This window comes from Herbaspirillum sp. meg3 (assembly GCF_002257565.1).
In the GTDB taxonomy this organism is placed as follows: domain Bacteria; phylum Pseudomonadota; class Gammaproteobacteria; order Burkholderiales; family Burkholderiaceae_D; genus Herbaspirillum.
Window position 1 is genome coordinate 2,811,579 of the sequence record NZ_CP022736.1, and the last position, 24,851, is coordinate 2,836,429.

Sequence of the window (24,851 nt, forward strand, 5' to 3'; positions counted from 1 at the left end):
ATTGCGCAATACGTTAAAAGAATATATATTGTTTATATTATTTATTCAGGAGCAACCATGGCAACACAAAAACCTCAAGCAAAAACAGCTGTGCGCGCAACACCAGCGAAGCCGGCTAAACCCGCAGTTAAGCCGGCAATCAAGCCAACTGCTGTCGCTGCAAAAGTTACTGCAAAACCTGCCGCAAAAGTCGTCGCAAAAAAAGTGACTGCACCTGCTAAAGCAGCTGTTGCGGCCAAGACCAAGATCGTTAAAAAGCCCGCCGTGAAAGCCGCTACCAACGCTATCGCGCCAGCACTGAAGAAGCCGCTTGCCCCTTTGGCAAAAGCCGCAGTCAAGGCAGTCGCCAAGACCGAAAAGAAAACAGAAGTGAAGCTCAAGAAGATCAAGCAAGTCCGCGATAGCTTCACAATGCCTGAAACCGAATATGAAGTCCTGAGCCAAGTAAAGAAGGCTTGCCTGAAGGCGGGTTTTGAAATCAAGAAGAGCGACCTGCTGCGCATCGGCGTATCGCTGATCAAGAATCTGGAAACCGGCAAGCTGAAGACGCTGCTGGCAGGCCTGACGCCATTGAAAGTCGGCCGTCCGAAGAAGTAATTCGTTCTGCCATCCCTCCGAAGATGCCGATGGCGTTTTCGGAGGCAACTTCTGTACTAAATCCTTCGCAGCACCCCTGCCGTTTCAGTCCCGGCTTCCTTCCGTCTCCTTCGTAGCTCCCTTCGCCAGCCATTGCTTGTTGGAACGTAGAGCGCAGCCACCGTCAGCAACCACGGTATTGAAGCCATCATTGCTTAATGATGGTTGGTATTGTCAGGTATGACTGAGTATTGATCAGCATGCTCGCAACTGCTTCAAAAACCTTCAGAACACCGCCATGCGCTCCAGCGTATGCCCTTGCTCTTCGCCTTCCGTATGCATCAGCGCGAGGGTTTTTAATCCGGGATGAACTTTGACGGCTTGGACGCGTGGACCGGGCAGGACTTTGTCGCCATCGACAAATACCGTCCAGACTTCTTCCCCGTACTTGAGGGCCTCAAGAACGTGAATGACGTGGCTTTCGCTTGGCGCAACCGCCCATCGATTGGTATCGGTATTTGCCAATCCCCAGCGCACGTATTGCACGTTGCCTTGTTTGTTGTAGTTGACGGCAGTGATGACACGAATGATAGGCATGAGTTTGGACGAGCAAAAAATGGAATCCCGATTATGTCACCGTATCTTTCCGGCGCGGTATGGTGAGCGCTTCATTTTTTACCACTGATGACTTTAAGCGGCACCCATTTTTGATTTTTTACCTCGAAGATCGTAAAAACAGGATTGGCCAGATTACCCTCGGCATCGAAAGAAATCGCACCGGTCAATCCATTGTGACGAATCTGATGCATGGCAGCAATGACGCGCAGACGATCCAGTGAATTGGCTTGCCTGATCGCCGCGACCAGTACTTGCACCGCATCATAGGAGAATGGCGCATACAACCCCATGTCGCTGCCGAATCTGCTCTTGTAGGCCCGCTCAAATTGCTGCCATGGCGCTCCCTTGTACGAAGGCGGCCCCGGCTCCAGCGCGACGGTACCGTTGCCCGCTTCGCCGGCAATATTCAGATACTGCGCACCGACCGTGCCGCCGACGCTGACCAGCGGCGCCTTGATGCCAAATCGTTTCAGTTCTTTCGCCAATTGCCCCGCTTGCGCGTCGAGTCCGCCGAAGAAGACGACGTCTGGATTCTGCTTCTGAATATTACGGAGTACGGCATTGAAATCAGAGGTACGGCTGCTTACGCCGAACTGGCTGACGATATTGCCTTTGAGCGACTCGACCATTTGCGCAAAATGCCTGGCGTAGCCTGCGCCAAATGGTGTCTGGTCGTCGATGATGGCAATGCGTTGCGACTTCATCTGGTGCACCACATATTCTGCGGTGTAGCTGGCGCCTTCATCGTCATGCGGGACGATGCGAAACGTTGTCGGAAACGATTGTTCCGTGTAAGCGTGTGCTGTTGTCGCCTGAGCGATCTGCACGATGTCCGCATTCTTGTAGATCTGTGAGGCCGGAATGCCGACACCCGAGTTCCAATGACCGATCACGCCCGCGACGCCGCTTTTGACGAAGTATTCGGCGACCAGCAAACCTGTGCGCGGGTCAGAGCGATCATCCTGCGTCAGCAACTTGAACACCAGCCTGTCGCCATCGATGTAAATGGCTTGCTTGTTGACATCCTCCACCGCGATCTCCGCGGCGTGCACAAGACTGGCGCCGATGGAGCCGGATGCGCCGCTCAAGGGCGCTGCGTAACCGATCAATACTGTTTTGTCTGCCGCCATCGCGTGCAACGACAACAACATCGTTGCACCGAGGCCGAGCAACTTCAAAGAATCCAGCAGTTTCATTCTTGCAATCCCCAGATTCTTAACCATAGTCCTGTATGCATCCAGATCGTACGAACCGATCGTCAGAGAGCATGCCGCAAGTTCCATGCCTGCGCTGTCGCAGACAGCGGCAAGAAATGTACATGAAATACGTTCTAGAAATTCAACTCGATATGCGCTTCTTGCCCAACGCGCAAAATATTGCCGTGCCCTTGGATGACAATGGCGTTCTGTCCAAACGTCAGGCCACCGTCCACGCGGTCGTTGGCGCGATAGGTTGCCAGGGTATCCAGCGGCTCGTTAGGCCATTCTGCGCTGCCCTGACCCGTTTCCTGATCGACTCCCGGCACCGGACAACGGGCACACGGCTTGACCATTCTGAGAACGATTTCATTGCCCGGTTCGCCCAGCGTCAAGGTATCAATGTAGTCCTCTTCGTAGGCATCCAGCCCCGACAAGACCAGGTTGGGACGAAAGCGATTCATCGGAATTGCCGGCGCACCTTTCTTTTTCATGCGCTGATTCAGATCCTCCAGCGACGCCTCGCTTACCACCAGCAATGGAAAACCATCCGAGAACTGTGTCGTGGCGACCGCGTCGCCGGTCCACTTCTGGCTGCAGATACGCTGCTCTGCCGGATTGAATTGAACCAGTCTGGCATCCGCTCCGAAATAGGAGGAGAACCACTCATGCACCCGCTCACCACAATCCAGCGGCTGTACGGGATAGTCCCAGATGCTGGCGGACAATGTCACGGCAAGGGGAGCTGGTTCCAGCGGCAAGCTAAGTTCCGGCATGCCGGGTGCCCGCACGATCAATGCATGGTCGCTCAACGCCGTCTTGACGGTGGCCATCAGCGAATACTCGCGCTGTGTCAAAAATCGCCCGTCACGATCAATCAGCATCCAGCGCCTGTCCAGAGCAAGTCCCAGCTCACTGATGCCCGCTTCGGACAGATCGATGCCACTGCAAGATTTGATGGGATAGATGTGCAGCGCACTCAGTGTGGCCATGAAATACGATCCTTACCGTTTTTTACTTTTATCTGCTGCAATCAACACAAGCCACCCAAAAAGGTGAACGCCATCCCCGCCCCCGTCCAAAATAGTAGCGTATCAAGCCGCGCCCGACATGCCGTGCGACAATCCAGGTTCGCTGGTGCGATATAGCAGGAACATGCGGTGAAACAAGAATTAACTGACTAAGCAAACCGCCCTCGCCATCCACCGCCTTTTTCAACACTTTGGATTTTCTCTGCCATGATGCTTTTTGCCAAGTATTTGCACATCCTCGGTTTTACCATCTGGGTCGGCGGCATGTTTTTCGCCTACCAATGCCTGCGACCGGTCGCCGGCGCCGTACTACAACCACCGCAGCGTCTGACGCTCTGGGCAGGCGTATTCGCAAAGTTCTTCCCCTGGGTATGGCTGTCGATCCTGCTGATATTGGCGAGCGGCCTGCACATGATGGCGCAGTTGGGTAAGCCACCATTGTATGTCTCAGCCATGGCAGGACTCGGCATCCTGATGATGCTGATCTTTGCGCACGTATTCTTTGCACCGTTCAAACGCCTCAAACGCGCCGTCGCAGCAGAAGACTGGAGCGCCGGCGGTGCGGCGCTCGCGCAAATCCGACGCATCGTCGGCATCAACCTGATTCTCGGCCTGGTCGTGATTACCCTTGGTGCGCTGGGCCCGGTCTTTTTGGTTTGACCGTCACGGTCGGCGCGGGCTTTTCACCCGCGCCGGTCTTTTCACCGCGCAACATCGACTTGATGCCGCGGATGGCCTGGCGAATACGTGATTCGTTTTCGATCAATGCAAAGCGGACGTAGTCGTCGCCATACTCACCAAAGCCGATGCCGGGAGAGACGCAGACCTTGGCTTTTTCGAGCAGTTGACGCGAAAACTCCAGCGACCCGAGATGGCGATACGCATCCGGAATGCGCGCCCAGATATACATCGATGCCTTCGGTATATCCACCATCCAACCGGCTTCGTGCAAGCCTTTGACCAATACATTACGGCGGCTTTCGTAGTTGGCACGAATCTCTTCCACACAACGCTGATCCCCTTCCAGCGCGGCAATCGCCGCAACCTGCACCGGGGTGAAACTGCCGTAGTCATGGTAGCTCTTGATACGCGCCAATGCCGCCACCAACTCCTTGTTACCGACCATGAAGCCGATGCGCCAGCCGGCCATGTTGTAGCTCTTGGATAGCGTAAAAAATTCCACGGCAACGTCGCGCGCGCCTTCTACCTGCATGATCGATGGTGCTTTCCAGCCGTCGAAGGTGATATCGGCGTACGCCAGATCATGCACGACGAGAATATTGTGTTCTCGCGCCAGCTTGACCACGCGCTCAAAGAATTCCAGTTCCACGCATTGCGCAGTCGGATTGGAGGGAAATCCGAGCACCATCATCTTCGGCTTGGGATAGCTCTCGCGAATCGCGCGTTCCAGCTCGGCGAAAAAATCGACATCGGGGCTCATGCGCACCGAGCGAATATCAGCACCGGCAATCACGGCGCCGTAGATATGAATCGGATAACTGGGGTTCGGCACCAGCACGGTATCGCCCTTGTCCAGCGTCGCCAGCATCAGATGCGCGAGGCCTTCCTTGGAGCCGATGGTGACGATGGCTTCACTGTCAGGATTGAAGTCGACATCGTAGCGGCTCTTGTACCAATGCGTGATCGCCCGGCGCAGGCGCGGAATACCTTTGGACGCGGAATAACCATGCGTGTCGGGGCGTTGTGCTACCTCGACCAGTTTCTCAACGATATGCTTCGGCGTGGCGCCATCGGGATTGCCCATCGACATGTCGATGATGTCTTCACCACGGCGGCGCGCAGCCATCTTGAGCTCGGCGGTGATATTGAAAACGTAGGGGGGAAGACGATCGATGCGCGCAAAGCTGCGCGGACTGCGGGATTGAGTCATGTTGTACTTTCACGTGAGCGCCCGGAACCGTCCGAGCGACGTTGGATCAGAGAGATCCGTCGACGATTCTACGTCAAATTTTTCGTCCTTGGGAAGCCCCTGCGCATAAAAATAACAAGGCATCGGATCGTCCAGAAAAACTCAACAGTCATACCATTCTCACTCATATCATGTGGCGCTTTCCTGCGCCAAAAATGTAATCAGGCTGCGTACCCGTGCCGGCAGCAAACGTCCCGGCAGATGCAATGCGTAGACTTGTTCACCGAAGCCGACATCAACCCGCGTATCCGGATAGAGATCGACCAGACGCCCCGCCGCGATATCTTCACTGACAAAATAATCGGGCATCACCGCCATGCACAGCGAGCGTCTCACTGACTCGCGCACGACATCCAGGTCGTTCGATAGCAGCACCGGCTCGGTCGGACATTGCAGTTTCTTGCCAGCGTGCTGAATCAGCGGTTGCACGAATTGCCTGCTGCGTGCAAAGCCTGCCAGCGGAATCGCCTGAAGATCGCCGGCCGCCAACTCTGCAGCATACCGTCCGGCCAGATCGGGGCTGGCGCAGAGCTTCCATGAAATACCGAACAGCTTGCGGGCAACAACATTTTCCGGCAGTTGAGACGCCACACGAATCGCCAGATCGACAGGATCACTGGTGATATCAACGGCTTGTTCACTAAAACGCAAGTCGACCTGCACGCGGGGATTGGCTTGCATATAGGACATCAGCAAAGGCTTGAGCCACACCGCGCCGAGCGCCAGCGGTGCGGAGATGCGCACCAATCCACTCGTATCTTCGTTGAGACCGTGCGCCAGCATGTTGGCATCCTTGAGGATGTCGGCCATGCGGTCGGCATGTGCCGCCAGCCGATAACCCGCCTCCGTCAGCCCGACCTTGCGCGTGGTGCGCATAAGCAACTGACAGCCCAGCCGGGTTTCTATGGCCTTGATGCGATGGCTCAGCGCCGACCGTGACAGGCTCAACGCCTTGGCCGCCTTGCTCAGGCTGCCGGCTTTGGCGACATGGCAAAAAATGATCAATGAATTGGCATCGAGGTTCATGGCGGCACGCTTTTTGATGAATATATTGATTGAATATATTGATTGAATATATTGGTGAATTAACTTCAACAAATTGATGAAGTCAGCATAGCTTATGCGAAACAGTTTCGCTTCCTACAATGAGGGTAAGACGTGGCTTATTTATGGTGCCTCACTCAAACACACTTCATGCAAATCGAATCCAACATCCACATCCCTGCCACCGACGGTTATTCACTAGGGGCAACGCTGTACTACGCTGATGATTCACCACGTCCGGAACGGCTGGCGATCATCAACTGCGCCACCGGCGTCAAGGCGGCCTACTATGCGCGCTATGCCCGCTTTCTTGCGGATCATGGTTACCTGGCGCTGACGTGGGACTATCGTGGCATCGGTGCTTCGCGGCCGGCCTCGTTGCGCAAGCTCAAAGCCGGCAAATTTGACTGGGGCAACAAGGACTTTGAGGGCATCCTGCAATGGGCTGCCAACAATTTTCCCGATAGTGAACTGCATGTCGTCGGCCACAGCATCGGCGGCGTCATGCCGGGTTATGCGCCCTCCTCCTGGCGCATTGACCGCATGCTCATTGTCGGCGCGCAGTTCGCCTATTGGTGCGACTACGCGCAAGCGTCAAGGCGAAAAATGTTCCTGAAATGGCATGTGGCGATGCCGCTGCTGACGACACTGCTCGGTTACTTTCCCGGTAGCGCACTGGGCTGGCTCGAGGATTTACCGGCAGGCGTAGCGTATGAATGGGCGTTTCGCCGTGCCCGGCTGGAACATCCGGATGCTGACCGTGTGCAGTACTTTCCTCTGCTTGGCTGCCCGACATTGGCCTACACGATCAGTGACGATCCGTTCGGCACGCCGGCTGCGGTGACACGCCTGCTCGACTATTACATCAACAGCGATCGCACCCTGGTCAGTCTGACGCCCGGCGATCTGCATCTGAAACAGATCGGTCACTTCTCCTTTTTTCATGACCGCTTTCGAGACAGTCTCTGGATGGAGACGCTGCAGTGGCTTGATAGCTGCCTGCACCGCCGGCGCGAACTGCAACACTGGCCCGCCGCGCGCGTCATGGAAGAAGCGAAGCAGATGGAAGACGCCGCCGATCAGGAGGATGCCGCCTGATACGGCGAACACCCCCAAATTTACTGACGGCTCGTGGTCAGCTTTGGATTCAGCTTTGGATTCAGCTTTGGATTCAGCTTGTGGTCGCCGATGCGCGTCGCTCCGGCAATGCGCCAATGGCAATACCGATAATAATCAGCGCCATCGAGGCCACCAGACTGAACTCCAGCTGCTCACCCAGCGCCAGCGACGAACACACAATGCCGAACACCGGCACGCCTAACAGGCCCAGTGAAGTCGTCATCGCCGGCAACGCCTGATTCACCTTGTTGATCGCCCAGTAGGCAATCGCAATACCGAAGGTTGCACTGTAGAGCTGCAGGCCGATCACCTGCGCACTCCAATCGACCTGCGGCGGACCTTCGAACAGCCAAGCGCACGGTACCAGCACGCAGCTTGCCGTCAACGCCTGCCATACCAGCAAATCGAAAGGCTGGCCGATCCAGCGGTGACCGCGCACGTACAGAATGCTCGCAGCCCAGAACATCGCGCCCAGCAAGATCAGTCCGTTACCGAGTACCGACGCCTGATTGCCCCAATCGAACGCCAGCGGGTTAAAAATCAGTACCAGTCCCAGCAACCCGAACACCGTTCCGATAGCACGCCGCATCGTAAATGCCTCGCCCAAAAACAAGCGCGCACAGGGAGCCACCCACATTGGGGTGGTGTAAGCCAGCACGACAGAACGCCCCGCCGCGACATGCTGCATGCCGACATTGCCGAGAATGGAGTACGCCGTCATGTGCAGCAAACCGACGCTGAACACTACCGGCAGATCTCCACGCTGCGGCAAGATCAGCCGACCACGCGCAAGGCACAAGATCAACAACACCACGGTGCCGATACATGAACGTATGGCGGTCGACCAGATCGGCGACATGTAATGCAGGATGGCTTTATTGACCGGCCAGGTTGTACCCCAGATGATGACAACCACGCCGAGCAACAGGATCGCCTGGCGGGATGACAAGCTTGATTCGCGCATATTTTCTTTGTTATTTCATTTCGGGCAACACGGAAGACGCAATTATGCGGCAGTTTTTTCAGTACCGCTGCCGGCCTGGCGATGACGCGCCATCAACGTGCCCAGACTGTCGCGCTGGGAGCCTTGGGCATCGAAGTTATCCGGATCGAGCCAGTGCTCGAACGCGCTTTTGACCTGCGGCCATTCGCCGTCCGTGATGGAAAACCATGCCGTGTCACGGCTGCGATTCTTGTACACCACCGCATTTCGGAAGATGCCTTCAAAGGTGAAACCATAACGCAGCGCGGCTGCACGTGATGGTGCGTTGAGGCTGTCGCACTTCCATTCATAGCGGCGGTAACCCAACTCGTCGAATGCGCGGCGCATCATCAGAAACATCGCCTCGGTGGCGGCCCGTGTGCGCTGCAGACGCGGCGAAAAATTGATGTTGCCCACTTCAATGGCGCCGAAGTTCGGATCCATGCGCATGAACGACGCTACGCCTACCGCGCGGTCGCTCTCCAGATCAACGATGGCGTGCATCATGGGATCTTTGCTGACACTCATCTTTTCAACCCATTCGCGATACTCAGCAAAACTGGACGGTGGATTGGCAAACAGATACGTAAAGTTCTTGCCGCCTGCATCGTCGCCATTGGCCTCAAACAACTGCTCCGCATGCAGCTCAGGCTTGATTGGCTCGACACGGCAATAGCGGCCGACCATAGGTACCGACGGCGGCAACTGGCGGGGCGTCCAGTCGATCAACGGCAGGCCGACCGGCTGGCCGAATTCGTTACAGGCGTGAAGAGCGGTAGATGTTGTCATAGGTGATGGAGACGCTGCGCAGGAAATAGAAGAGTTGGAAATAAGGAAAACGAACGATCAAATTGTTGAATTAATCCGCACGAATCTGCACTGGAGCCCACAGATTAATGATAAATTTGGTCTTCCAAAAGAGCCAATAATCAGTATTTTTAGCAAACCAATGCAAAACAACCTGCACACCTCCCCTTTCCCTTTCGACCCCACAGGGATGCACCTCGCTCCCGGCAAGGGATTGGCGGTGCAGCTGTATCAGAGCCTGCGCGACCGCATACTTGATGGCCAGATTGACCGCCAGGCCAAGCTGCCGACCACGCGCGAACTGGCACAGGCACTCAAGGTTTCTCGTACAACGGTCGTGCGCGCCTACGATCAGCTATATGCCGAGGGCTACATCAGCGCGCGTGTCGGCGATGGCACTTATGTCTCCGCGCCTGCCACCGACATTCCCAAAACGCCGACACCCGTGAAGGCCGATATCAAGCCGCGCCTGTCCGCGCTGGGACAACGTGTCGCCACGCATGCAAAACTCCTGCCGCAGCCCGGTAAGCCACGTGCGTTCCGTCTCGGCGTACCCGCGCTGGATTTGTTTCCTGGCGACGTGTGGACGCGGCTACAAGCGGATTTCTGGCGGCGTACGCCGGAGAGCCATATCGGTTACAGCGACCCGGCCGGAGATCCACAACTGCGCGAAATGCTGGCAGGTTATCTGCGCAATGCGCGCGGCCTCGTGTGCGACCCGGATCAGATCATCATCACCGCCGGCACTCAACAGGCGCTGTTCATGTGTGCCCAGTTGCTGCTCAACCCCGGCGATCTGGCGGCGATGGAAAATCCTGGCTATCCGCGCGCAGCATCAGCATTGACCCTGACGGGCGGCAAAGTCGTCGGCATCGGCGTTGATGCCGAAGGCCTGATTGCACAAGAGCTGCACGCACATCGCGACATCCGCCTGACCTATGTCACGCCCTCGCATCAGTATCCCAGCGGGGTAACGCTATCGCTGGCGCGCCGGCTGGAATTACTTGCCTGGGCAGAAGCCAATCAGAGTTACATCCTCGAAGATGACTACGACGGCGAGTATCGCTACAGCGGCACGCCGCTGGCCTTGCTGGCATCACTGGATCGCAGCGGACGCGTGCTGTACATGGGCACGTTTTCCAAGATCGCCTTCCCCGGCTTGCGGCTGGGTTATATCGTGGCGCCGCCGGCGTTGGCGAACACGCTGATCAATCTGCGCATGCAATACGACCGTCACTCGTCCGTATCCGAACAAGCGGTGATGGCGGAATTCATCGCACAGGGGCATTTTCAGCGCCACGTGCGCCGCATGCGTCGCGCCAGCCGGGCACGCCGAGACGCGATGACCGAAGCCTGGGATCGCATCCGGCCGGGCGGCCTTGTTTTGCCGCAGATTGATGCCGGTTTGCATTGCACGGTGCGCCTGCCTTCGGTCGCGCAACAAGAAGACATGATTGAAAAAGCGGCGCGCGCAGGGGTGGAAATCGATGCGTTGACGCGCTTCTGGCTTCCCGATGTCGTGAATCAGGACAACGCCGACAACAGCGCCGACAACAGCGCCGGGCTTGTCATGGGCTTTGGCGGCGCCGATGAGGCCGCGATTGTCGACGCAATTAAAGCGCTGGCAAAAGCGTGGCGTGGATGTTGAAGCCAAGGCTGACGAAAACGACGCAAAAACCAAAGGGCGGACATAACACATGGATTCAACGATTCTGATCATCGCCGTCGGCGCGATGGTTGCCGGCTTCGTTCAGGGCTTGTCGGGATTTGCTTTCGGACTAGTGGCCATGTCCTTCTGGGTCTGGACTATTGATCCGATGGTGGCGGCCGCACTGGTGGTGTTTGGCTCGTTGCTGGGACAAGTACTGGCGGTGTTTTCAGTGCGGCGCGGGTTCAAGCTGGAACGTTTGCTGCCATTTGTGCTGGGCGGCCTGATCGGGATCCCGATCGGCGTGTTCATTTTGCCTCTGCTCAACGCCAACATGTTCAAGCTGTTTCTGGGCGTCTTTCTGGCGATCTGGTGTCCAACAATGTTGTTGATTCCCAGAATGCCGCCCGTCAAATTCGGCGGACGCGCCGCCGATGGCGTGATCGGTGTCATGGGAGGCATCATGGGCGGTATCGGTGGATTCAGCGGTGTCATTCCTACGCTGTGGTGCAATCTGCGCCGGCTGGACAAGGACGAGCAACGGTCCGTGATCCAGAACTTCAACCTGAGCATGCAGGTTGTCACTCTGGCGATTTATATTTTCAGCGGCATTGTTACGCGCAAGATGTTGCCGATGTTCGGCATCGTCGCGCCGGCGATGTTGATTCCAACGCTGTTGGGAACCCGTCTCTATCTCGGTATCAGTGAAGCCACCTTTCGCAAGATCGTCTTGAGTCTGTTGACCTTGTCGGGCTTTGCGCTACTCGTCTCGTCGATCCCGAAATTGCTTGCCTGATATCAGCGCAGGTCAGCGCAGGTCAGATTAGATCAGCGCGCCAGCAATCCGGCAAAGACCGGAATCAGCCATGGCGCCAGAAAAGCCGTCAGCACACCGTTAAGTCCCATGCCGAGACCGGCGAAAGCACCCATCTCCGGGCTTACCTGAAAGGCGCGCGCCGTACCAATGCCGTGCGAGGTCACACCGAGCGCGAAACCGCGCACTTCGGCAGAATCAATACGCATGCGATTGAACAGGAAGCGCGCAGCAATCGCGCCGAAGATCCCGGTACTGATCACCAGCACCGCTGTCAATGCAGGCAGGCCCCCGAGCTTTTCCGCAACACCCATGGCGATTGGAGTCGTAGCGGACTTGGGTCCGATGGACACCGCCAGTTGGTACGATCCACCCAGCAACACGGTCAAGGTCACTGCCGAGACAATCGCGGTCGCAGAACCGGCCAGCAACCCGCACAGCAAAGGTAAAAAGGAACGGCGCAAACGCGGCAACTGGCGCGCCAGCGGAATCGCCAGTGCAACGGTCGCAGGCCCAAGCAGGAAGTGAACAAACTGAGCACCGGCGAAGTATTCACTGTATGGCATGCCGCTTATCAGCAGCACAGTACTGACCAGCGCGATGGCGATCGCCACGGGATTGGCCAGCGGAGAAAACTTGCAGCGGCCGTAGATCCAGTATGCGACAACATACGCGCACAAAGTCAACGTCAACCCCAGCAGCGGCGAGGCCGACAGATACACCCAGATCAGACCGAATGGCGGCAGCTCACGCATGATCGTCCTCCTTGCCTTCGTCCGGCTTGCCAAGCAAAGCTTCTCGTCGTTTCTGCCAGTTCATGACAGCACGGGTGACGGTGGCAGTCACAGCCAGCGTCAGCAAGGTACTGACCGCGACCGCCAGAATGACCGTTATCCAGTGTCCTTTCACCTGCCCGGCAGCGGCGACGATGCCGACACCGGCCGGCACAAACAGCAGGGACAGATGCCGCAGCAGCTCGGAAGCCGTCGCTTCGACTTTCTCCAGCAAAGGCGGATACGCCACCAGGCTGAAAAACAGCAGCAGCATACCGACGACGGGACCGGGAATCGGGAGTTTCAGGGCGAAAGTAATGCCTTCGCCGAGACATTGGAAGACCAGCAGGGTCGCGAAACTGGCAAGCATTTCACTTCCCTTTGGCAGATGTGATCAATCAGGACAGCTTGGCTTCTTCGAAACGCTGCGACAGCTCCGCACGCAGCTTCTTGCGCAGCTTGGCGGCTTCGAAGCGACGCTTTTCCTCTGCTGTGAACGGGCGCAGCGATGGCACCGCCACCGGCTTGCGTTCCCCGTCAACCGCCACCATGGTGAAGAAACAGCTGTTCACATGACGCACTTCTTGAGTACGAATATTCTCGGCCACCACTTTAATGCCGACTTCCATTGATGACGTACCGGTGTGATTGACGCTGGCCAGAAAGCTGACCAGTTCGCCGACGTGGATAGGCTGGCGAAACATCACCTGATCCACGCTCAGCGTCACCACGTATTGACCGGCGTAACGGCTGGCGCAAGCGTAAGCGACCTGATCGAGGAATTTGAGAATGGTGCCGCCGTGCACGTTGCCCGAAAAATTGGCCATGTCTGGCGTCATCAGAACGGTCATGGTGAGTTGGTGAGATGGCATGTCCATGGTGCGCGGCTTTCTCTTTTTTGTTGAATTCAAGTGATATGCTTCATTTACGTCGCACTGCCGGCTAACTTGAAGCAATTCCGGAGCCTGAATTCTGAATTTTGGCTCGTATTGTCTTCCGATGCAGCGCAACAAAGCGGAAAGCCTAACTGGAATAATCCTGTCAGGCAAGCCCAAAGCTAAGCAAGTTTCTGGCCTTGTCGCGCTCTTACCGCCCCTCCCGGCTTATCTGTACGCTGCTCAGCCCGCTTTTGAGAAGTGGGCATCCGCATTGCGCAGGAACTTGTCGACCGAGGCCGTGATGGCTTCCGGCGACCAGCCGGCCATATGCGGCGTCAGCACCACGTTCTTGAATTCGAGCAATTCCACCGGCGGCTTGGGTTCGCTTTCATAGACGTCCAACCCTGCGCCGCCAAGTTCACCCTTGCGCAACGCCTCCGCCAACGCTGCCGTGTCGACCACACTGCCACGCGAAATGTTGACCAGAAAGCCTTTCGGCCCCAGTGCCTGCAACTCGCGCGCGCCAATCAGATGCCGGGTGGCCGCGCCGCCCGGCGTGGCAATGACCAAGACGTCGCACCAGCTTGCCAACTGCGGCACGCTTTCAAAATACCGGTAATCGACATCGTCCCGGCGTGACCGGTTGAAATAGCCGATCTCCATGTCGAAGGCAGCCGCCCGGCGCGCGATTTTTTTGCCAATGGTGCCCAGCCCAGCCACTCCCAGGCGTTTGCCTGCAAGCTGCGGCGGAAGGACCAAGGCCTCGCGCCAGATACCACCGCGGCACGCGATGTCGAGCTGGGGAATATTGCGCATCACGGCCAGCACCAGGCCCATCGCGTGATCTGCGACGCAATCGTCATTGGTGCCCGCACCGGTAGCGACCTTGATGCCGCGCTTCTCGGCATGTGCACTGTCGATGTTCTCAAAACCGGCGCCGAGAGCGCAGACCAGCTCCAGCTGGCTCAGGATATCCATCTCGGCCGCAGTGAGTCCGGTCGAGCCATTGGTGAGCACCACTTTGACGTCTTTGGCGACACCGGAAACAGCGGCATCACGAGTCTGCTTGTCGGGCGCATAGAGGATCTCGAAGGCACCGCCGATGGTGGCTTTGCTTTGTTCGGAAAGATGAATAAGGACCAGGAGTTGAGGTTTCATTGTCGGATTGAAATGGAAGGGAGAGGCGTAGTCTGCAGATATGCAATTTTATGGCGAATTGCATTTCGACGCGCGACCGCCCTCTGGTGCCCTGAAAGCAACACCATTCACACTCTCGCTTGACGCGTTATTTCTCATCCTTTATATTGCGCCCATCTTAATTTTTGGTGTTAACACGAAGTGGACAGTTGCTCTGGTTATTTAACGCAGACGGGTCGATAACCTGGACACGCTTCCCTCGCAGCACCATCATGGCTGCAGCCGAAGTTGTTCCGGTTGCAGTGTCGCGGTGAATTCTCACCCTTCCCTATCCAAGTCTTCCCGTCTTTCATTTTTAATGCTTGCGCAGGCGCCTTGTTGCTGCCTCGGCAAGCACGATGTGCGCGTCTCCGAGTTCATGTGCTAAGGCTTGTGAGCTACGCGCCGCGCACGTCCGGATGTGGAAGGATTTTTTCATGGATGCACACGTTTTCGCACTACGGATTTTGCTGGCGCTGGTTCTCGGCTCCATCATCGGCGCCGAACGCCAGATGCGTCAGCGCATGGCCGGCTTGCGCACCAACGCTCTCGTCGCCACGGGCGCGGCACTGTTTGTCATGGTCTCGGCATTTGAGACCGACCCGCAAGGCGCTACGCGCATCGCTTCTTACGTCGTCTCCGGCATTGGTTTTCTCGGTGCCGGTGTGATCATGCGCGAAGGCGCCAATGTACGCGGCCTCAACACCGCCGCCACCTTGTGGTGCTCAGCCGCTATCGGCGTGCTCTCGGGACTCGGACATGCGTTGGAAGCCACTATCGGTGCCGGCGCCATCCTGGGCGCCAACGTGCTGTTGCGCAGTGTCGCGCATCTGATCAACAAACAAGATCTGCAACGTGCAACCGAAGTCGAACAGGTCTATCGCCTCTCTATCGTTTGCCGTCCCGACGATGAAGTGCAAGTCCGCACGTTGATGCTTCATATGCTCAACGGCATGCCGCACCTGATCGTACAGTCGCTGCATAGCGAAGACCTGCCTTCCGGCAATCAGTTGGAAGTCCGGGCGGACCTGATCACGTCGCCAAGCAATCATTTGCAGCTGGAACAGATCGTCAGCCGGGTCAGCCTGGAAAAAGGCGTCAGCGCAGCGCGATGGGCAGTCTTGAATGTCGTCGAAGTGTAGACCGCTGGCGTTATAGCAGCATTGCAGGAACAGCTTGTACATCGCTTGAAAGCACCTGAAAGCAATGACGCAAAAGTTACACAGAATTTATACATAAGAGGATCATCTCGCCGCAACCGGACAATTCTGCGAGGCGAGCGATCCAGGGGAAAGGAGTAAAGCCATGCGCATCACCAAACTGGAAACCAAACTCGATACCTTTTTCAACGGTAACTATTTCTTCAACAATACGCCACCGGTTGCGCCACAGCGCCTGCCTTACAAAGTAATCGCCTCATGCCGTTGCGACGAGGCTCAGCACATCGAAGAACTGATCCTGCTGCAATTACAGGACGGTTTTGATCAGGGTTATGAGCTGGAAATCAAACCTCGCGCACATCAGCAACTGGTCGACTACACCATCTCGCTGACCTGCACCACCACCGAACGCGCCGCTTTGGTGCGTCTGGTCAGTCGTCTCGGCCTGGAAAAAAGCGTACGCAGCGTGCGGTGGCAAAGCGTGCCGGGCGCACGTAGCTGAGCTATACGAGGGGCCGCTGCTTCATGGGTGAAACGCAGGATCAGGCAGCGGATGAAGTGCGAAGGCATTCATGTCAGCAAGGGAAATGAGTGGGATTAACTCGTCTTCTCTTTGCGCACATTCCTCCACATTACTGCTATCGTGTAAGTACTTCGTTGCTATTTTCACTAATACAAAAATAAGTACAAATAAATACATGACGCAAGTACATTGCGTCGACAGCAAAAACTCTTTGTTATAGCCCGTAGTTATGTTTCACCGATATCCGTTCATAGAACGAAAATGGAATCGATCTAGATGACTACCCCTGAAGAGGCGCCGGCCTTAGCCGTGTCCAGCGCCAAACGCGTCAACATTCGCATTTTTGCCACCGTCTTTGTCGGGTTGGTCTGTATTTCCATTCTCGCTCTGCATATCTTCTTTTCATGGAATGTCCGCAGCAAGGACATTGACGATGCGCAAGTTGCCACGGCCAACCTGTCGCGGGCGCTGGCAGAACATGCCGAGGCAACGCTGACGTCTGCCGATTCGGTGTTGTTCGGCATCGTGCAGCGGCTGGAAGTGGAAGGCAACGACCGCGAAGCTCTGGCGCGCCTGTATCCGTTGCTGGCGTCTTATGTCAAGGAACTGCCGCAGCTGCAAGGTTTGTTCATCTACGACCAGACCGGTAAATGGCTGGTCAACTCTCTCGACGATTCGCCATGGATGCTGAACAACTCGGATCGCGAGTACTTCATCTATCACATGACCCATAACGACCGAGGTGCTCACGTGGGCGTGCCGGTCAAAAGCCGTTCCACCGGCGACTGGATCATTCCTGTTTCTCGGCGCATTAATCACCCCGACGGCAGTTTTGCAGGTGTCGCACTGGCGACAGTGGCTGTCGACTATTTCCTCAAGTTTTACACGAGCTTCGACACCGGCAAAAAAGGTGAAATCCTGCTGGCGTCACAAGCCGGTATCCTGCTTGCTGAAAGACCGTTACAAGTCGACTCCATCGGCAAAAACATCAGCAATGAAAATCTGGTCAGCGACCACACGCGCCGTAACAAACGCGGCGTGGCGCTGCTCAAGTCTCCACGAGATGGCTTGCTGCGTATTTATAGCTACAAGCGGCTGGAAAAATACCCGCTGTTTGTGACAGCAGGCGTGTCTTACGACGAAGTTCTCGCCGGCTGGCGTACGGAAACGCTGCTGCAATCCATTGGTGTACTCATCCTCGTCGCCATGCTGGCCTGGTTGGGGAAACGCCTGGTCAATCAAATCAAGCTGCGAGCCCAGGCCCAGCAAAAACTGCTGGCTGCCCGGGAAAAGCTGGTGGAAATGAACAAGACTTTGCAGAAGATGGCGCTGGAGGACAGTCTCACCGGGGTCGCCAACCGGCGGCAGTTCGACGTGACGCTGGCAAATGAATTCAATCGCGCCAAACGCGAGAGCCAGTCACTGGCATTGCTGATGATCGATGTCGATCACTTCAAGAAATACAACGATACCTACGGCCACCCTGCCGGCGATGTCTGCCTGCAAAAGATCGGCAAAGTCATCCAGATGAATCGTCCCGGCGACCTGTCGGCCCGTTATGGCGGAGAAGAATTTGCCATTTTGCTGCCTAATACGGATCTGAAAGGCGCGGTCAACGTTGCGGAAAAGATCTGCGCTGACGTACGCAATCTCAATATTCCACACGGCAAGAATCCGACCGGCATTGTCACCATCAGCGTGGGCGTCCAGGCCATCGTACCGAACAAGAACTGTAATCTGATGGATCTCGTCAGCGCCGCCGACAAAGCACTCTACACCGCGAAGGCGCGCGGTCGCGATCAGGTTTGCAGCAGCGACGATGACATTCCGCCTGCCTGCGGCCCGGGCTGATGCCCTATCTCGCCGTTCTCGTGCTCTCAGCTTGAGCGGTCTGTGAATACTGTTTGCACTCTACAGCCGGGGCACCTTCGGCAGATCGTCAACCGCTAGTAATCAATGGTGTGGCAACATTTCCACTGCCGCTTTTCGCGCTTCCTGCTCGGCTGACTTCTCGTCCTCAAAAGTGGTATCCAGCAACACGCGCTGGCACGGAAAAATAGCATTTCGATGCATGGGATTGGTCGACGGGCCAAAGATTGTGACCGTCGCCGCCCAGTTATTGCTATCCGATGCCAGCTTCACACCGGAATACTCGATTTCGTAATCGCCTACCTGTTCTATCGGCATGGTGATGTCTCCTCGTTAGCGTACGGTTTTCGTTTTTTCAGTTTCCTGCCTGTTTCTTACATTACGCTCTTTTCCTCTACTTCGGTCTTTCGCCGTCTCTGAATCTATCAATTCGACTCTGGCGTACTTCGCCGCTTAGCAACGGATGACTAATCAATGGGCGTCGGTATCCTTAGTGCGATCGTCCAGATGACTGATTGCGTAGCCCTTCTCGCCGATCTGATGAAACGCATCCTCTGGATTGAGCGTGAAATGCTTCTTGCCATCGCGCTCAAAGTCCACGTTGAGCTCATGTACCAGCCAATCGGTACTGGCGACTTCCTGGGGCAAAGGCTTCTCGGTCGGAACAACGAGATAAGAACAGAGGTTGCTGTCTTCAGACCTTTTATACACATCTACTTTCATCATTTCTCCCTTGCCGGTTTGTCAATCATTACTCAATTCACTCATGTTGCGCATGATCAAAAAATACGTGCTTTTCAGCATGATCTTCAAGTGGGACTAGGGTAAAAATCATTAGTTCAACCCGATTTCATCGAGCCTCCGGGATGAACCTTGGCTCGCATTTTTCCTCGTTTTCGATATTCAGCAGCATGCTTACTGCCTACCTCTTCACCATAGAACATCCGTGCAAAATTGCAGAAATTGTCCTGCCACAGCCCTCAATTCCTGTTTATGGAATAATGCCCGGAACGCCAATCTGCACCTTCAACCGGGCACGCAGCGCTGTAACAGGGAGAGCAAACTGAACCGCATTGAGCAATTACGAATTTTTTGCATGGCTGCAGAAAGCGCGAATTTTCGCGAAGCTGCCGTGCGCATGGGCATCTCGCCGCAAGTCGTCACGCGCGCCGTCAAAGAGCTGGAAGCAGCTTTCGGTGAATTGCTGTTTCACCGCAATACCCGCCAAGTACGCATTACCGCTTTTGGCGAGCGCCTTATGCATCGCGCCCGCATGTCGATCAATGCACTGGATGATTTATTTCTCGACAACAACCATCGCAACGATAATGAATTGCGCGGAATCGTCCGCATCACCGCGCCCAGCACGCTCACGCGCACCTATCTGCTGCCGATCCTGAACAAGATCGCGCTTGCCCACCCGAATATCACGCTGGACTTGCGCCTGTCGGAAGTCATTACCGATGCAGTCGACGACAAGATCGACATCGGTATCCGCGTCGGCTTTCTGCGCGATAGCCGCTATGTAGCGCGCCCGGTCGCCAAGGTGGCATTCTTTGTCTGCGCCAGCCCGGCGCTGATCGCGCGCTGCGGTGTCCCGACCACGCTTGAGCAACTGGTTGAGCACCCGATGAGCGCCATTGTTGACCGCAACACCGGACGTATCTGGCCCTGGTATTTCGCCGACGGCCAGCAAGTCGGTCCGCGCATGCCGGCTTTCATTACCGACGATCCCGACACCGAGCGCCGTTCGGTGCTCGACGGTGTAGCCTTCGGTCAACTGGCGGCTTTCATGGCCATGCCCCATATTCGCAATGGTGAGTTGGTCACCGTGCTGCAGGATCTGGAACCGACGCCATGGGACCTTTATGTTTACCGCCCCCAGCGCGGGCCGGTACCTGCACGCGTGCGCCTGGTATTCGATGCACTGGTGGATACGCTATCAGCTTCGGGGGATTTCCCGATCGACTCGAAATCGGCCACGTAGGACTCTTCATGGAATTATTCCTCAAACAGGAATCGAGAATTCCAAAGCTTTTCATTTCAACGTACAGCAATCATTGCGATACTCCTGCGCTACGGATTGCTGCTACATTGCCTATGGCAGCGAAATATTCCCTCACTAGGTCATCCCCAAGTCGGAAAGGTATAAGTACAAATGCCCACGCTCACCATCAACGGTAAACAGCACAACGTCGATTTGCCTGAAGACACCCCGATCCTCTGGACCTTGCGCGATCAGCTCGGCATGACCGGCACCAAATTCGGCTGTGGTATGGCTTTGTGCGGTGCCTGTACGGTCCATCTGGACGGCCAGCCAATCCGCTCCTGCATTACGCCGATTTCCGCCGCCGCCGGCAAGCAGATCACCACCATCGAAGCAGTTTCCCAGGACAAGATCGGCAAATCGGTGCAAGACGCCTGGATGGCGCTCGGCGTGCCGCAATGCGGCTATTGCCAGGCCGGACAGATCATGTCCGCCACGGCGCTGCTGAAGACCACGCCAAATCCGACCGATAAAGACATCGACGACGCCATGAGCGGCAACATTTGCCGCTGCGGTACGTACACTCGTATCAAGGCTGCCATCAAGCAAGCTGCGGCACAAAACGGAGGCGCAAAATGAGCGCAGTCTTTGATGATCTCGGCAAAGTACAACTGAGCCGCCGCAGCCTGCTCAAAGGTATCGGCGCATTTACCGGCCTGGCGTTGACGGTGGGTGTCAACGGCATAGTTACCGCTGCCGATGCGCCTAAATTCGGTGGCGACGGCATGCCCGGCGGACTCAAGGACAGCGCATTGCTGTTCGTTTCCATCGGCGCAGACGGTGTCGTCACCATCGTCGCCCACCGCTCCGAAATGGGCCAGGGCGTACGCACCAGCCTGCCGATGGTGGTGGCCGATGAACTGGAAGCCGACTGGAGCCGTGTGCGCGTAGTGCAAGCGCAAGGTGACCAGGAAAAATACGGCAATCAGAACACCGACGGTTCGCGCAGCATGCGCCACTCCTTCGGCCCCATGCGCCAGGTCGGCGCCACTGCCCGCCTGATGCTGGAAACCGCCGCGGCAGCGCGCTGGAAAGTACCAGTTACCGAAGTCGAAACCAAGAATCACGAAATCTTCCACAAGCCCAGCGGCCGCAAGCTCGGCTTTGGCGATGTCGCAGCTGATGCGGCCAAGCTGCCGTTGCCGGCACGCGATGCGGTTCGCCTGAAGACGCCGCAGCAGTTCCGCTACATCGGCAAGGACAGCACGCGCGGCATCGATTTGCACGATATCGTCACCGGCAACACGCAATACGGTATCGACACGCGCCTGGAAGGCATGGTCTACGCCGTCATCGCCCGTCCGCCGGTATTTGGCGGCAAGCTGGCCAGCGTCGACAGCAGCGAAGCATTGAAAATTCCCGGCGTGATCCGCGTGGTCGAACTCAAGGGCAGTCCGCCACCGGCGCTGTTCAATCCGCTCGGCGGCGTCGCTGTGATTGCGCGCAATACCTGGGCCGCAATCAAAGGCCGCGAGGCGCTCAAGCTGACCTGGGACAACGGCCCCAACGCGTCTTACGATTCGGCTGAATATCGCAAAACCATGGAAGCTGCGGCACGCAAACCGGCCAAGACCGTGCGCAATAACGGCGACACGATGGCTGCGCTGTCAAGCGCAACGCGCCGTATCGAGGCCGAATACTATCTGCCGCACATTGCCCACGCCACGATGGAACCACCGGCTGCGGTCGCCCGCATCGTCAATGGCAAATGTGAGGTTTGGGCTTGCGTTCAAGCACCGCAAGCCACACGCGAAACCGTCGCCGGCCATCTCGGCCTGAAGCCGGAAGAAGTTACCGTCAACGTCACCCTGTTGGGCGGCGGCTTTGGTCGCAAGTCCAAGCCGGATTTTGCTGCCGAAGCGGCCTTGCTGTCCAAAGCGATGAACGGTGCGCCGGTCAAAATCACCTGGACACGCGAAGACGACATCCACCACGATTACCTGCATACCGTATCGGTCGAACATCTGGAAGCCTCGCTCGATGCCAGCGGCAAGGTCAATGCCTGGCTGCATCGTACCGTCGCACCCACCATTGCATCGATCTTCGTTGCAGGAGCCAAGGGGGAAGCGCCGTTTGAGTTGGGCATGTCTGCGATCAACATCCCTTACGCGATTCCGAATTTCCGCGTGGAAGCACCGGAAGTCGAAGCGCACACGCGCATCGGCTGGTTCCGTTCGGTGTCGAACATTCCGCATGCTTTTGCCGTCCAATCGTTCAGTGCCGAACTTGCCGCCGCCGCCAAGCGCGATCATCGCGACTACCTGTTGGAACTGATCGGCCCTGCGCGCAAGATCAGTCCGTCGGAAATGTCCGACGGCTGGAACTACGGCGAGTCGCCCGAGCGTTATCCGCTCGATACCGGACGTATGCGCGGCGTGATCGAACTGGCAACGGCAAAGGCCGGCTGGGGACGCAAGCTGCCTAAAGGTCGCGGGCTCGGACTGGCGGTATGCTACAGCTTTGTGACGTATATCGCAGCGGTGGTCGAAGTGATCGTCAACGATGAAGGCGAAGTATCGATTCCCCGTGTGGACGTCGCCGTCGATTGCGGCCCGTCGATCAACCCGGATCGTATCCGCTCGCAAGTTGAAGGCGCCTGTATCATGGGTATCAGCCTGGCGATGACCGGTGAAATCTCGTTCAAGAACGGCGCCGTGGAGCAAAGCAACTTCCACGACTACGAAGTCTTGCGCGCCTTCGCCGCACCGGGCCAGATTCAGGTGCACATTGTTCCGCATACGCTGGACGTACCGTTGGGTGGCGTCGGTGAACCGGCCACGCCGACGATTGCGCCGGCCTTGTGCAATGCGATCTTTGCAGCCACCGGCAAGCGCATTCGCCAGTTGCCGATTCGCGAGCAGTTGAAGAAACCTGAAAAAGCCTGATGACTGAAACCAGCAAGGCAACCGTTAGCGCGCAGTTGGCACAGCAATAACTCGGAGATAACACGGAGAACCCATGGAATCCATCGACTTCGACGTCCTCAATACCGCTCTTGCCTGGCACGAGCAGGGACATCATGTCCTGCTCGGCACCGTCACCCATACCTGGGGTTCGGCGCCGCGCCCGGTCGGCTCAATGATGGCGATTCGCGACGATGGTCACGTGCGAGGCTCCGTGTCCGGCGGCTGTGTGGAAGACGATCTGATCCGCCGCATACAAGCCGGCGAACTGCAGGAAGCTTTGCCGTTTGAATTGAAATACGGACTCACCGCCGACGAAGCACACCGCTTCGGCCTGCCTTGCGGCGGCACGCTGGAAATCATGATGGAGCCGGTCTCGGCCGCATCCTGCATCGCAGAATTACTGGCTGCCGTACGCCAGGGGCTGCGTGTTACGCGCACGCTGGATCTCGACACCGGCGCCGCAACGCTGTCCACCGACAGCAACGCACACCAGACACGGGTGCAGGATCGCCAGCTGATCGCACCTTTCGGTCCACGCTATCGTCTGATCATCATTGGCGCCGCACAAATGTCGCGCTATGTGGCCCAGTTTGCGCTCGCATTGGATTATCAGGTGATCGTCTGCGACCCGCGGGAAGAGTATCTGAAGGAATGGGATATCGCCGGCGTTGAGCTCACCAAAGAGATGCCCGACGATCTGCTGCTGCGCCTGCAACTGGATGCCAACAGCGCGGTGGTGACGCTGACACACGATCCCAAGCTGGACGATATGGCGCTGATCGAAGCCCTCAAGTCGCCGGCCTTCTATATCGGCGCCATCGGCTCGCGCACCAACAACATCAAGCGTCGCGAGCGACTGGCATTGTTCGACATCAGTACGGCAGAAATCGACAAGCTGCACGGCCCTGTCGGGCTCTTCCTCGGTGCCCGTACGCCGCCGGAAATCGCCATCGCCATCCTGGCGGAAATGACCGCCATCCGTAACGGCGTGTCCATCTCGCAGACGCATGCTGCTCGCACCGATCCTCTCCCTGGATCTGGCACCGAAGGTGGCGGCAGTTGCACGGTCGGTGAACTCGCCAAATAAGACGCTGTTTTTGCTTCAGGCGGTACTGCCGGAAGCTGCGAGATCGGCACGCGTATCGATGTCCCGATGAATACCGGGATCGTTGACGGGGATCTCGTTGACAGGTGACGATTTCAGTAACTCCCTTGCGCCGCGGTCACCGCTCAATTGCAGCAGGCCATCCAGATGCTTGCGGCCGAAGGCCACCGGATTACCGCGCTTGCCGAGATAAACCGGCACGGCCAGATCGACACCGTCCTTGAGTGCCGCCAGCAAGCCGCCATGTGTGGATGTCTGCACATGCGGCATGTCACCCAATGCGATCAGCCAGCCTGTCGCATCCTTGGTATGCCGGATTCCACACATCAGCGAAGCGCTCATGCCCTCGCCTGCATCGCGGCATTCCACCACCTGACATCCCATCGCGGCAAGACGCCGAGCGACCTCTCCTTGCAGGGAGTTGACCACCGCAACGACCGGCAATGCCGCCAGCAGTTTGCGAGCGGCAGCGGCGACAACACAATCGTCCGTATCGGACAATGGCGCGAGCAACTTGTTATCGGCGCCGCTCGGATCGAAGCGAGAACCTTTTCCGGCTGCCAGCAAAAGGCCGACAAATCGAGAGGACGGAGATGCTGAGGATGAAATTACGGAGGTCATGGCCTCCGATTATCCATCAAAATTGCGC

The 24,851-nt window shown here is 57.0% G+C and carries 26 protein-coding genes; 12 read left to right on the plus strand and 14 right to left on the minus strand.

What is annotated here, in order from left to right:
- The first annotated feature begins 57 nt into the window (after positions 1-57).
- Positions 58-597 carry a hypothetical protein gene (locus tag hmeg3_RS12515; RefSeq protein WP_094564005.1) on the plus strand — a complete coding sequence of 180 codons (540 nt, stop codon included), beginning with the start codon at positions 58-60 and terminating at the stop codon, positions 595-597.
- A 264-nt stretch (positions 598-861) separates the two neighbouring features.
- Here the strand turns inward: hmeg3_RS12515 and hmeg3_RS12520 are convergent, their stop codons facing one another.
- The 3 genes from hmeg3_RS12520 to hmeg3_RS12530 all read right to left on the minus strand — a co-directional run bounded on the left by hmeg3_RS12520 (position 862) and on the right by hmeg3_RS12530 (position 3,382).
- Complete coding sequence (locus tag hmeg3_RS12520) at positions 862-1,173, minus strand: hypothetical protein (RefSeq protein WP_094564006.1); 312 nt, start codon at positions 1,171-1,173, stop codon at positions 862-864.
- 71 nt (positions 1,174-1,244) lie between these two features.
- Entirely contained in the window at positions 1,245-2,390 is a 1,146-nt protein-coding gene (locus hmeg3_RS12525; RefSeq protein ID WP_094564007.1) for a branched-chain amino acid ABC transporter substrate-binding protein, read from the minus strand.
- 134 nt (positions 2,391-2,524) lie between these two features.
- Positions 2,525-3,382, minus strand: coding sequence for an MOSC domain-containing protein (locus tag hmeg3_RS12530; protein ID WP_094564008.1), 858 nt, complete (start codon positions 3,380-3,382; stop codon positions 2,525-2,527).
- Positions 3,383-3,631: 249 nt separating this feature from the next.
- Here hmeg3_RS12530 and hmeg3_RS12535 point away from each other — a divergent pair, with 249 nt between their 5' ends.
- Positions 3,632-4,081, plus strand: coding sequence for a CopD family protein (locus tag hmeg3_RS12535; protein WP_198361875.1), 450 nt, complete (start codon positions 3,632-3,634; stop codon positions 4,079-4,081).
- Here hmeg3_RS12535 and alaC read toward each other — a convergent pair.
- Together alaC and hmeg3_RS12545 are read right to left on the minus strand one after the other, a co-directional pair.
- Positions 4,044-5,312, minus strand: a complete 1,269-nt coding sequence (alaC, locus tag hmeg3_RS12540; RefSeq protein WP_094564010.1) for an alanine transaminase — start codon at positions 5,310-5,312, stop codon at positions 4,044-4,046. The genes hmeg3_RS12535 and alaC overlap by 38 nt on opposite strands.
- 168 nt (positions 5,313-5,480) lie before the next feature.
- On the minus strand, positions 5,481-6,377 hold the full coding sequence (locus tag hmeg3_RS12545) for a LysR family transcriptional regulator (RefSeq protein ID WP_094564011.1): 897 nt from the start codon (positions 6,375-6,377) through the stop codon (positions 5,481-5,483).
- 168 nt (positions 6,378-6,545) lie between these two features.
- Here hmeg3_RS12545 and hmeg3_RS12550 point away from each other — a divergent pair, with 168 nt between their 5' ends.
- Positions 6,546-7,493, plus strand: coding sequence for an alpha/beta fold hydrolase (locus hmeg3_RS12550; RefSeq protein ID WP_094564012.1), 948 nt, complete (start codon positions 6,546-6,548; stop codon positions 7,491-7,493).
- A 73-nt stretch (positions 7,494-7,566) separates the two neighbouring features.
- Here hmeg3_RS12550 and hmeg3_RS12555 read toward each other — a convergent pair whose 3' ends face one another.
- Positions 7,567-8,478 (minus strand): DMT family transporter, encoded by a 912-nt coding sequence (locus tag hmeg3_RS12555; protein ID WP_094564013.1) that lies wholly within the window; start codon positions 8,476-8,478, stop codon positions 7,567-7,569.
- A 42-nt stretch (positions 8,479-8,520) separates the two neighbouring features.
- The gene (locus hmeg3_RS12560; protein ID WP_094564014.1) at positions 8,521-9,285 is read right to left on the minus strand and encodes a GNAT family N-acetyltransferase; all 765 of its coding nucleotides are present in this window, start codon (positions 9,283-9,285) and stop codon (positions 8,521-8,523) included.
- Between the two features lie 160 nt (positions 9,286-9,445).
- Here hmeg3_RS12560 and hmeg3_RS25190 point away from each other — a divergent pair, with 160 nt between their 5' ends.
- Both hmeg3_RS25190 and hmeg3_RS12570 read left to right on the plus strand, forming a co-directional pair.
- Entirely contained in the window at positions 9,446-10,951 is a 1,506-nt protein-coding gene (locus tag hmeg3_RS25190; RefSeq protein ID WP_094564015.1) for a PLP-dependent aminotransferase family protein, read from the plus strand.
- A 49-nt stretch (positions 10,952-11,000) separates the two neighbouring features.
- Positions 11,001-11,747: a sulfite exporter TauE/SafE family protein gene (locus tag hmeg3_RS12570; protein ID WP_094564016.1), complete on the plus strand. Its 747-nt coding sequence runs from the start codon at positions 11,001-11,003 to the stop codon at positions 11,745-11,747.
- 32 nt (positions 11,748-11,779) lie between these two features.
- On the opposite strand, the gene hmeg3_RS12575 is transcribed toward hmeg3_RS12570, so the two are convergent.
- The 4 genes from hmeg3_RS12575 to hmeg3_RS12590 form a co-directional block, all read right to left on the minus strand.
- Positions 11,780-12,520 (minus strand): LrgB family protein, encoded by a 741-nt coding sequence (locus tag hmeg3_RS12575; RefSeq protein ID WP_094564017.1) that lies wholly within the window; start codon positions 12,518-12,520, stop codon positions 11,780-11,782.
- Positions 12,513-12,908 carry a CidA/LrgA family protein gene (locus tag hmeg3_RS12580; protein WP_094564018.1) on the minus strand — a complete coding sequence of 132 codons (396 nt, stop codon included), beginning with the start codon at positions 12,906-12,908 and terminating at the stop codon, positions 12,513-12,515. The genes hmeg3_RS12575 and hmeg3_RS12580 overlap by 8 nt, the downstream gene beginning before the upstream one ends.
- Positions 12,909-12,936: 28 nt before the next feature.
- The gene (locus hmeg3_RS12585) at positions 12,937-13,416 is read right to left on the minus strand and encodes an acyl-CoA thioesterase (RefSeq protein ID WP_094564019.1); all 480 of its coding nucleotides are present in this window, start codon (positions 13,414-13,416) and stop codon (positions 12,937-12,939) included.
- Positions 13,417-13,656: 240 nt separating this feature from the next.
- Positions 13,657-14,574, minus strand: a complete 918-nt coding sequence (locus hmeg3_RS12590; protein WP_094564020.1) for a 2-hydroxyacid dehydrogenase — start codon at positions 14,572-14,574, stop codon at positions 13,657-13,659.
- 455 nt (positions 14,575-15,029) lie between these two features.
- Here hmeg3_RS12590 and hmeg3_RS12595 point away from each other — a divergent pair, with 455 nt between their 5' ends.
- The 3 genes from hmeg3_RS12595 (at position 15,030) to hmeg3_RS12605 (ending at position 18,126) form a co-directional block, all read left to right on the plus strand.
- Complete coding sequence (locus hmeg3_RS12595) at positions 15,030-15,734, plus strand: MgtC/SapB family protein (RefSeq protein WP_094564021.1); 705 nt, start codon at positions 15,030-15,032, stop codon at positions 15,732-15,734.
- Positions 15,735-15,897: 163 nt separating this feature from the next.
- Positions 15,898-16,254 (plus strand): hypothetical protein, encoded by a 357-nt coding sequence (locus hmeg3_RS12600; RefSeq protein ID WP_094564022.1) that lies wholly within the window; start codon positions 15,898-15,900, stop codon positions 16,252-16,254.
- Between the two features lie 297 nt (positions 16,255-16,551).
- Positions 16,552-18,126 carry a sensor domain-containing diguanylate cyclase gene (locus tag hmeg3_RS12605; protein WP_094564023.1) on the plus strand — a complete coding sequence of 525 codons (1,575 nt, stop codon included), beginning with the start codon at positions 16,552-16,554 and terminating at the stop codon, positions 18,124-18,126.
- A gap of 102 nt (positions 18,127-18,228) precedes the next feature.
- On the opposite strand, the gene hmeg3_RS12610 is transcribed toward hmeg3_RS12605, so the two are convergent.
- Complete coding sequence (locus hmeg3_RS12610) at positions 18,229-18,462, minus strand: hypothetical protein (protein ID WP_094564024.1); 234 nt, start codon at positions 18,460-18,462, stop codon at positions 18,229-18,231.
- A 153-nt stretch (positions 18,463-18,615) separates the two neighbouring features.
- On the minus strand, positions 18,616-18,867 hold the full coding sequence (locus tag hmeg3_RS12615) for a DUF6139 family protein (RefSeq protein ID WP_094566309.1): 252 nt from the start codon (positions 18,865-18,867) through the stop codon (positions 18,616-18,618).
- 373 nt (positions 18,868-19,240) lie between these two features.
- On the opposite strand from hmeg3_RS12615, the gene hmeg3_RS12620 reads away from it, so the two are divergent.
- The 4 genes from hmeg3_RS12620 to hmeg3_RS12635 all read left to right on the plus strand — a co-directional run bounded on the left by hmeg3_RS12620 (position 19,241) and on the right by hmeg3_RS12635 (position 24,184).
- Positions 19,241-20,131 (plus strand): LysR family transcriptional regulator, encoded by an 891-nt coding sequence (locus hmeg3_RS12620; RefSeq protein ID WP_094564025.1) that lies wholly within the window; start codon positions 19,241-19,243, stop codon positions 20,129-20,131.
- 171 nt (positions 20,132-20,302) lie between these two features.
- Positions 20,303-20,770, plus strand: a complete 468-nt coding sequence (locus hmeg3_RS12625) for a (2Fe-2S)-binding protein (protein WP_094564026.1) — start codon at positions 20,303-20,305, stop codon at positions 20,768-20,770.
- Positions 20,767-23,076 carry a xanthine dehydrogenase family protein molybdopterin-binding subunit gene (locus tag hmeg3_RS12630; protein WP_094564027.1) on the plus strand — a complete coding sequence of 770 codons (2,310 nt, stop codon included), beginning with the start codon at positions 20,767-20,769 and terminating at the stop codon, positions 23,074-23,076. The genes hmeg3_RS12625 and hmeg3_RS12630 overlap by 4 nt, the downstream gene beginning before the upstream one ends.
- A 73-nt stretch (positions 23,077-23,149) precedes the next feature.
- Entirely contained in the window at positions 23,150-24,184 is a 1,035-nt protein-coding gene (locus hmeg3_RS12635) for an XdhC family protein (RefSeq protein WP_094564028.1), read from the plus strand.
- 15 nt (positions 24,185-24,199) lie between these two features.
- On the opposite strand, the gene hmeg3_RS12640 is transcribed toward hmeg3_RS12635, so the two are convergent.
- On the minus strand, positions 24,200-24,823 hold the full coding sequence (locus hmeg3_RS12640; RefSeq protein WP_094564029.1) for an NTP transferase domain-containing protein: 624 nt from the start codon (positions 24,821-24,823) through the stop codon (positions 24,200-24,202).
- Positions 24,824-24,851 lie beyond the last annotated feature (28 nt).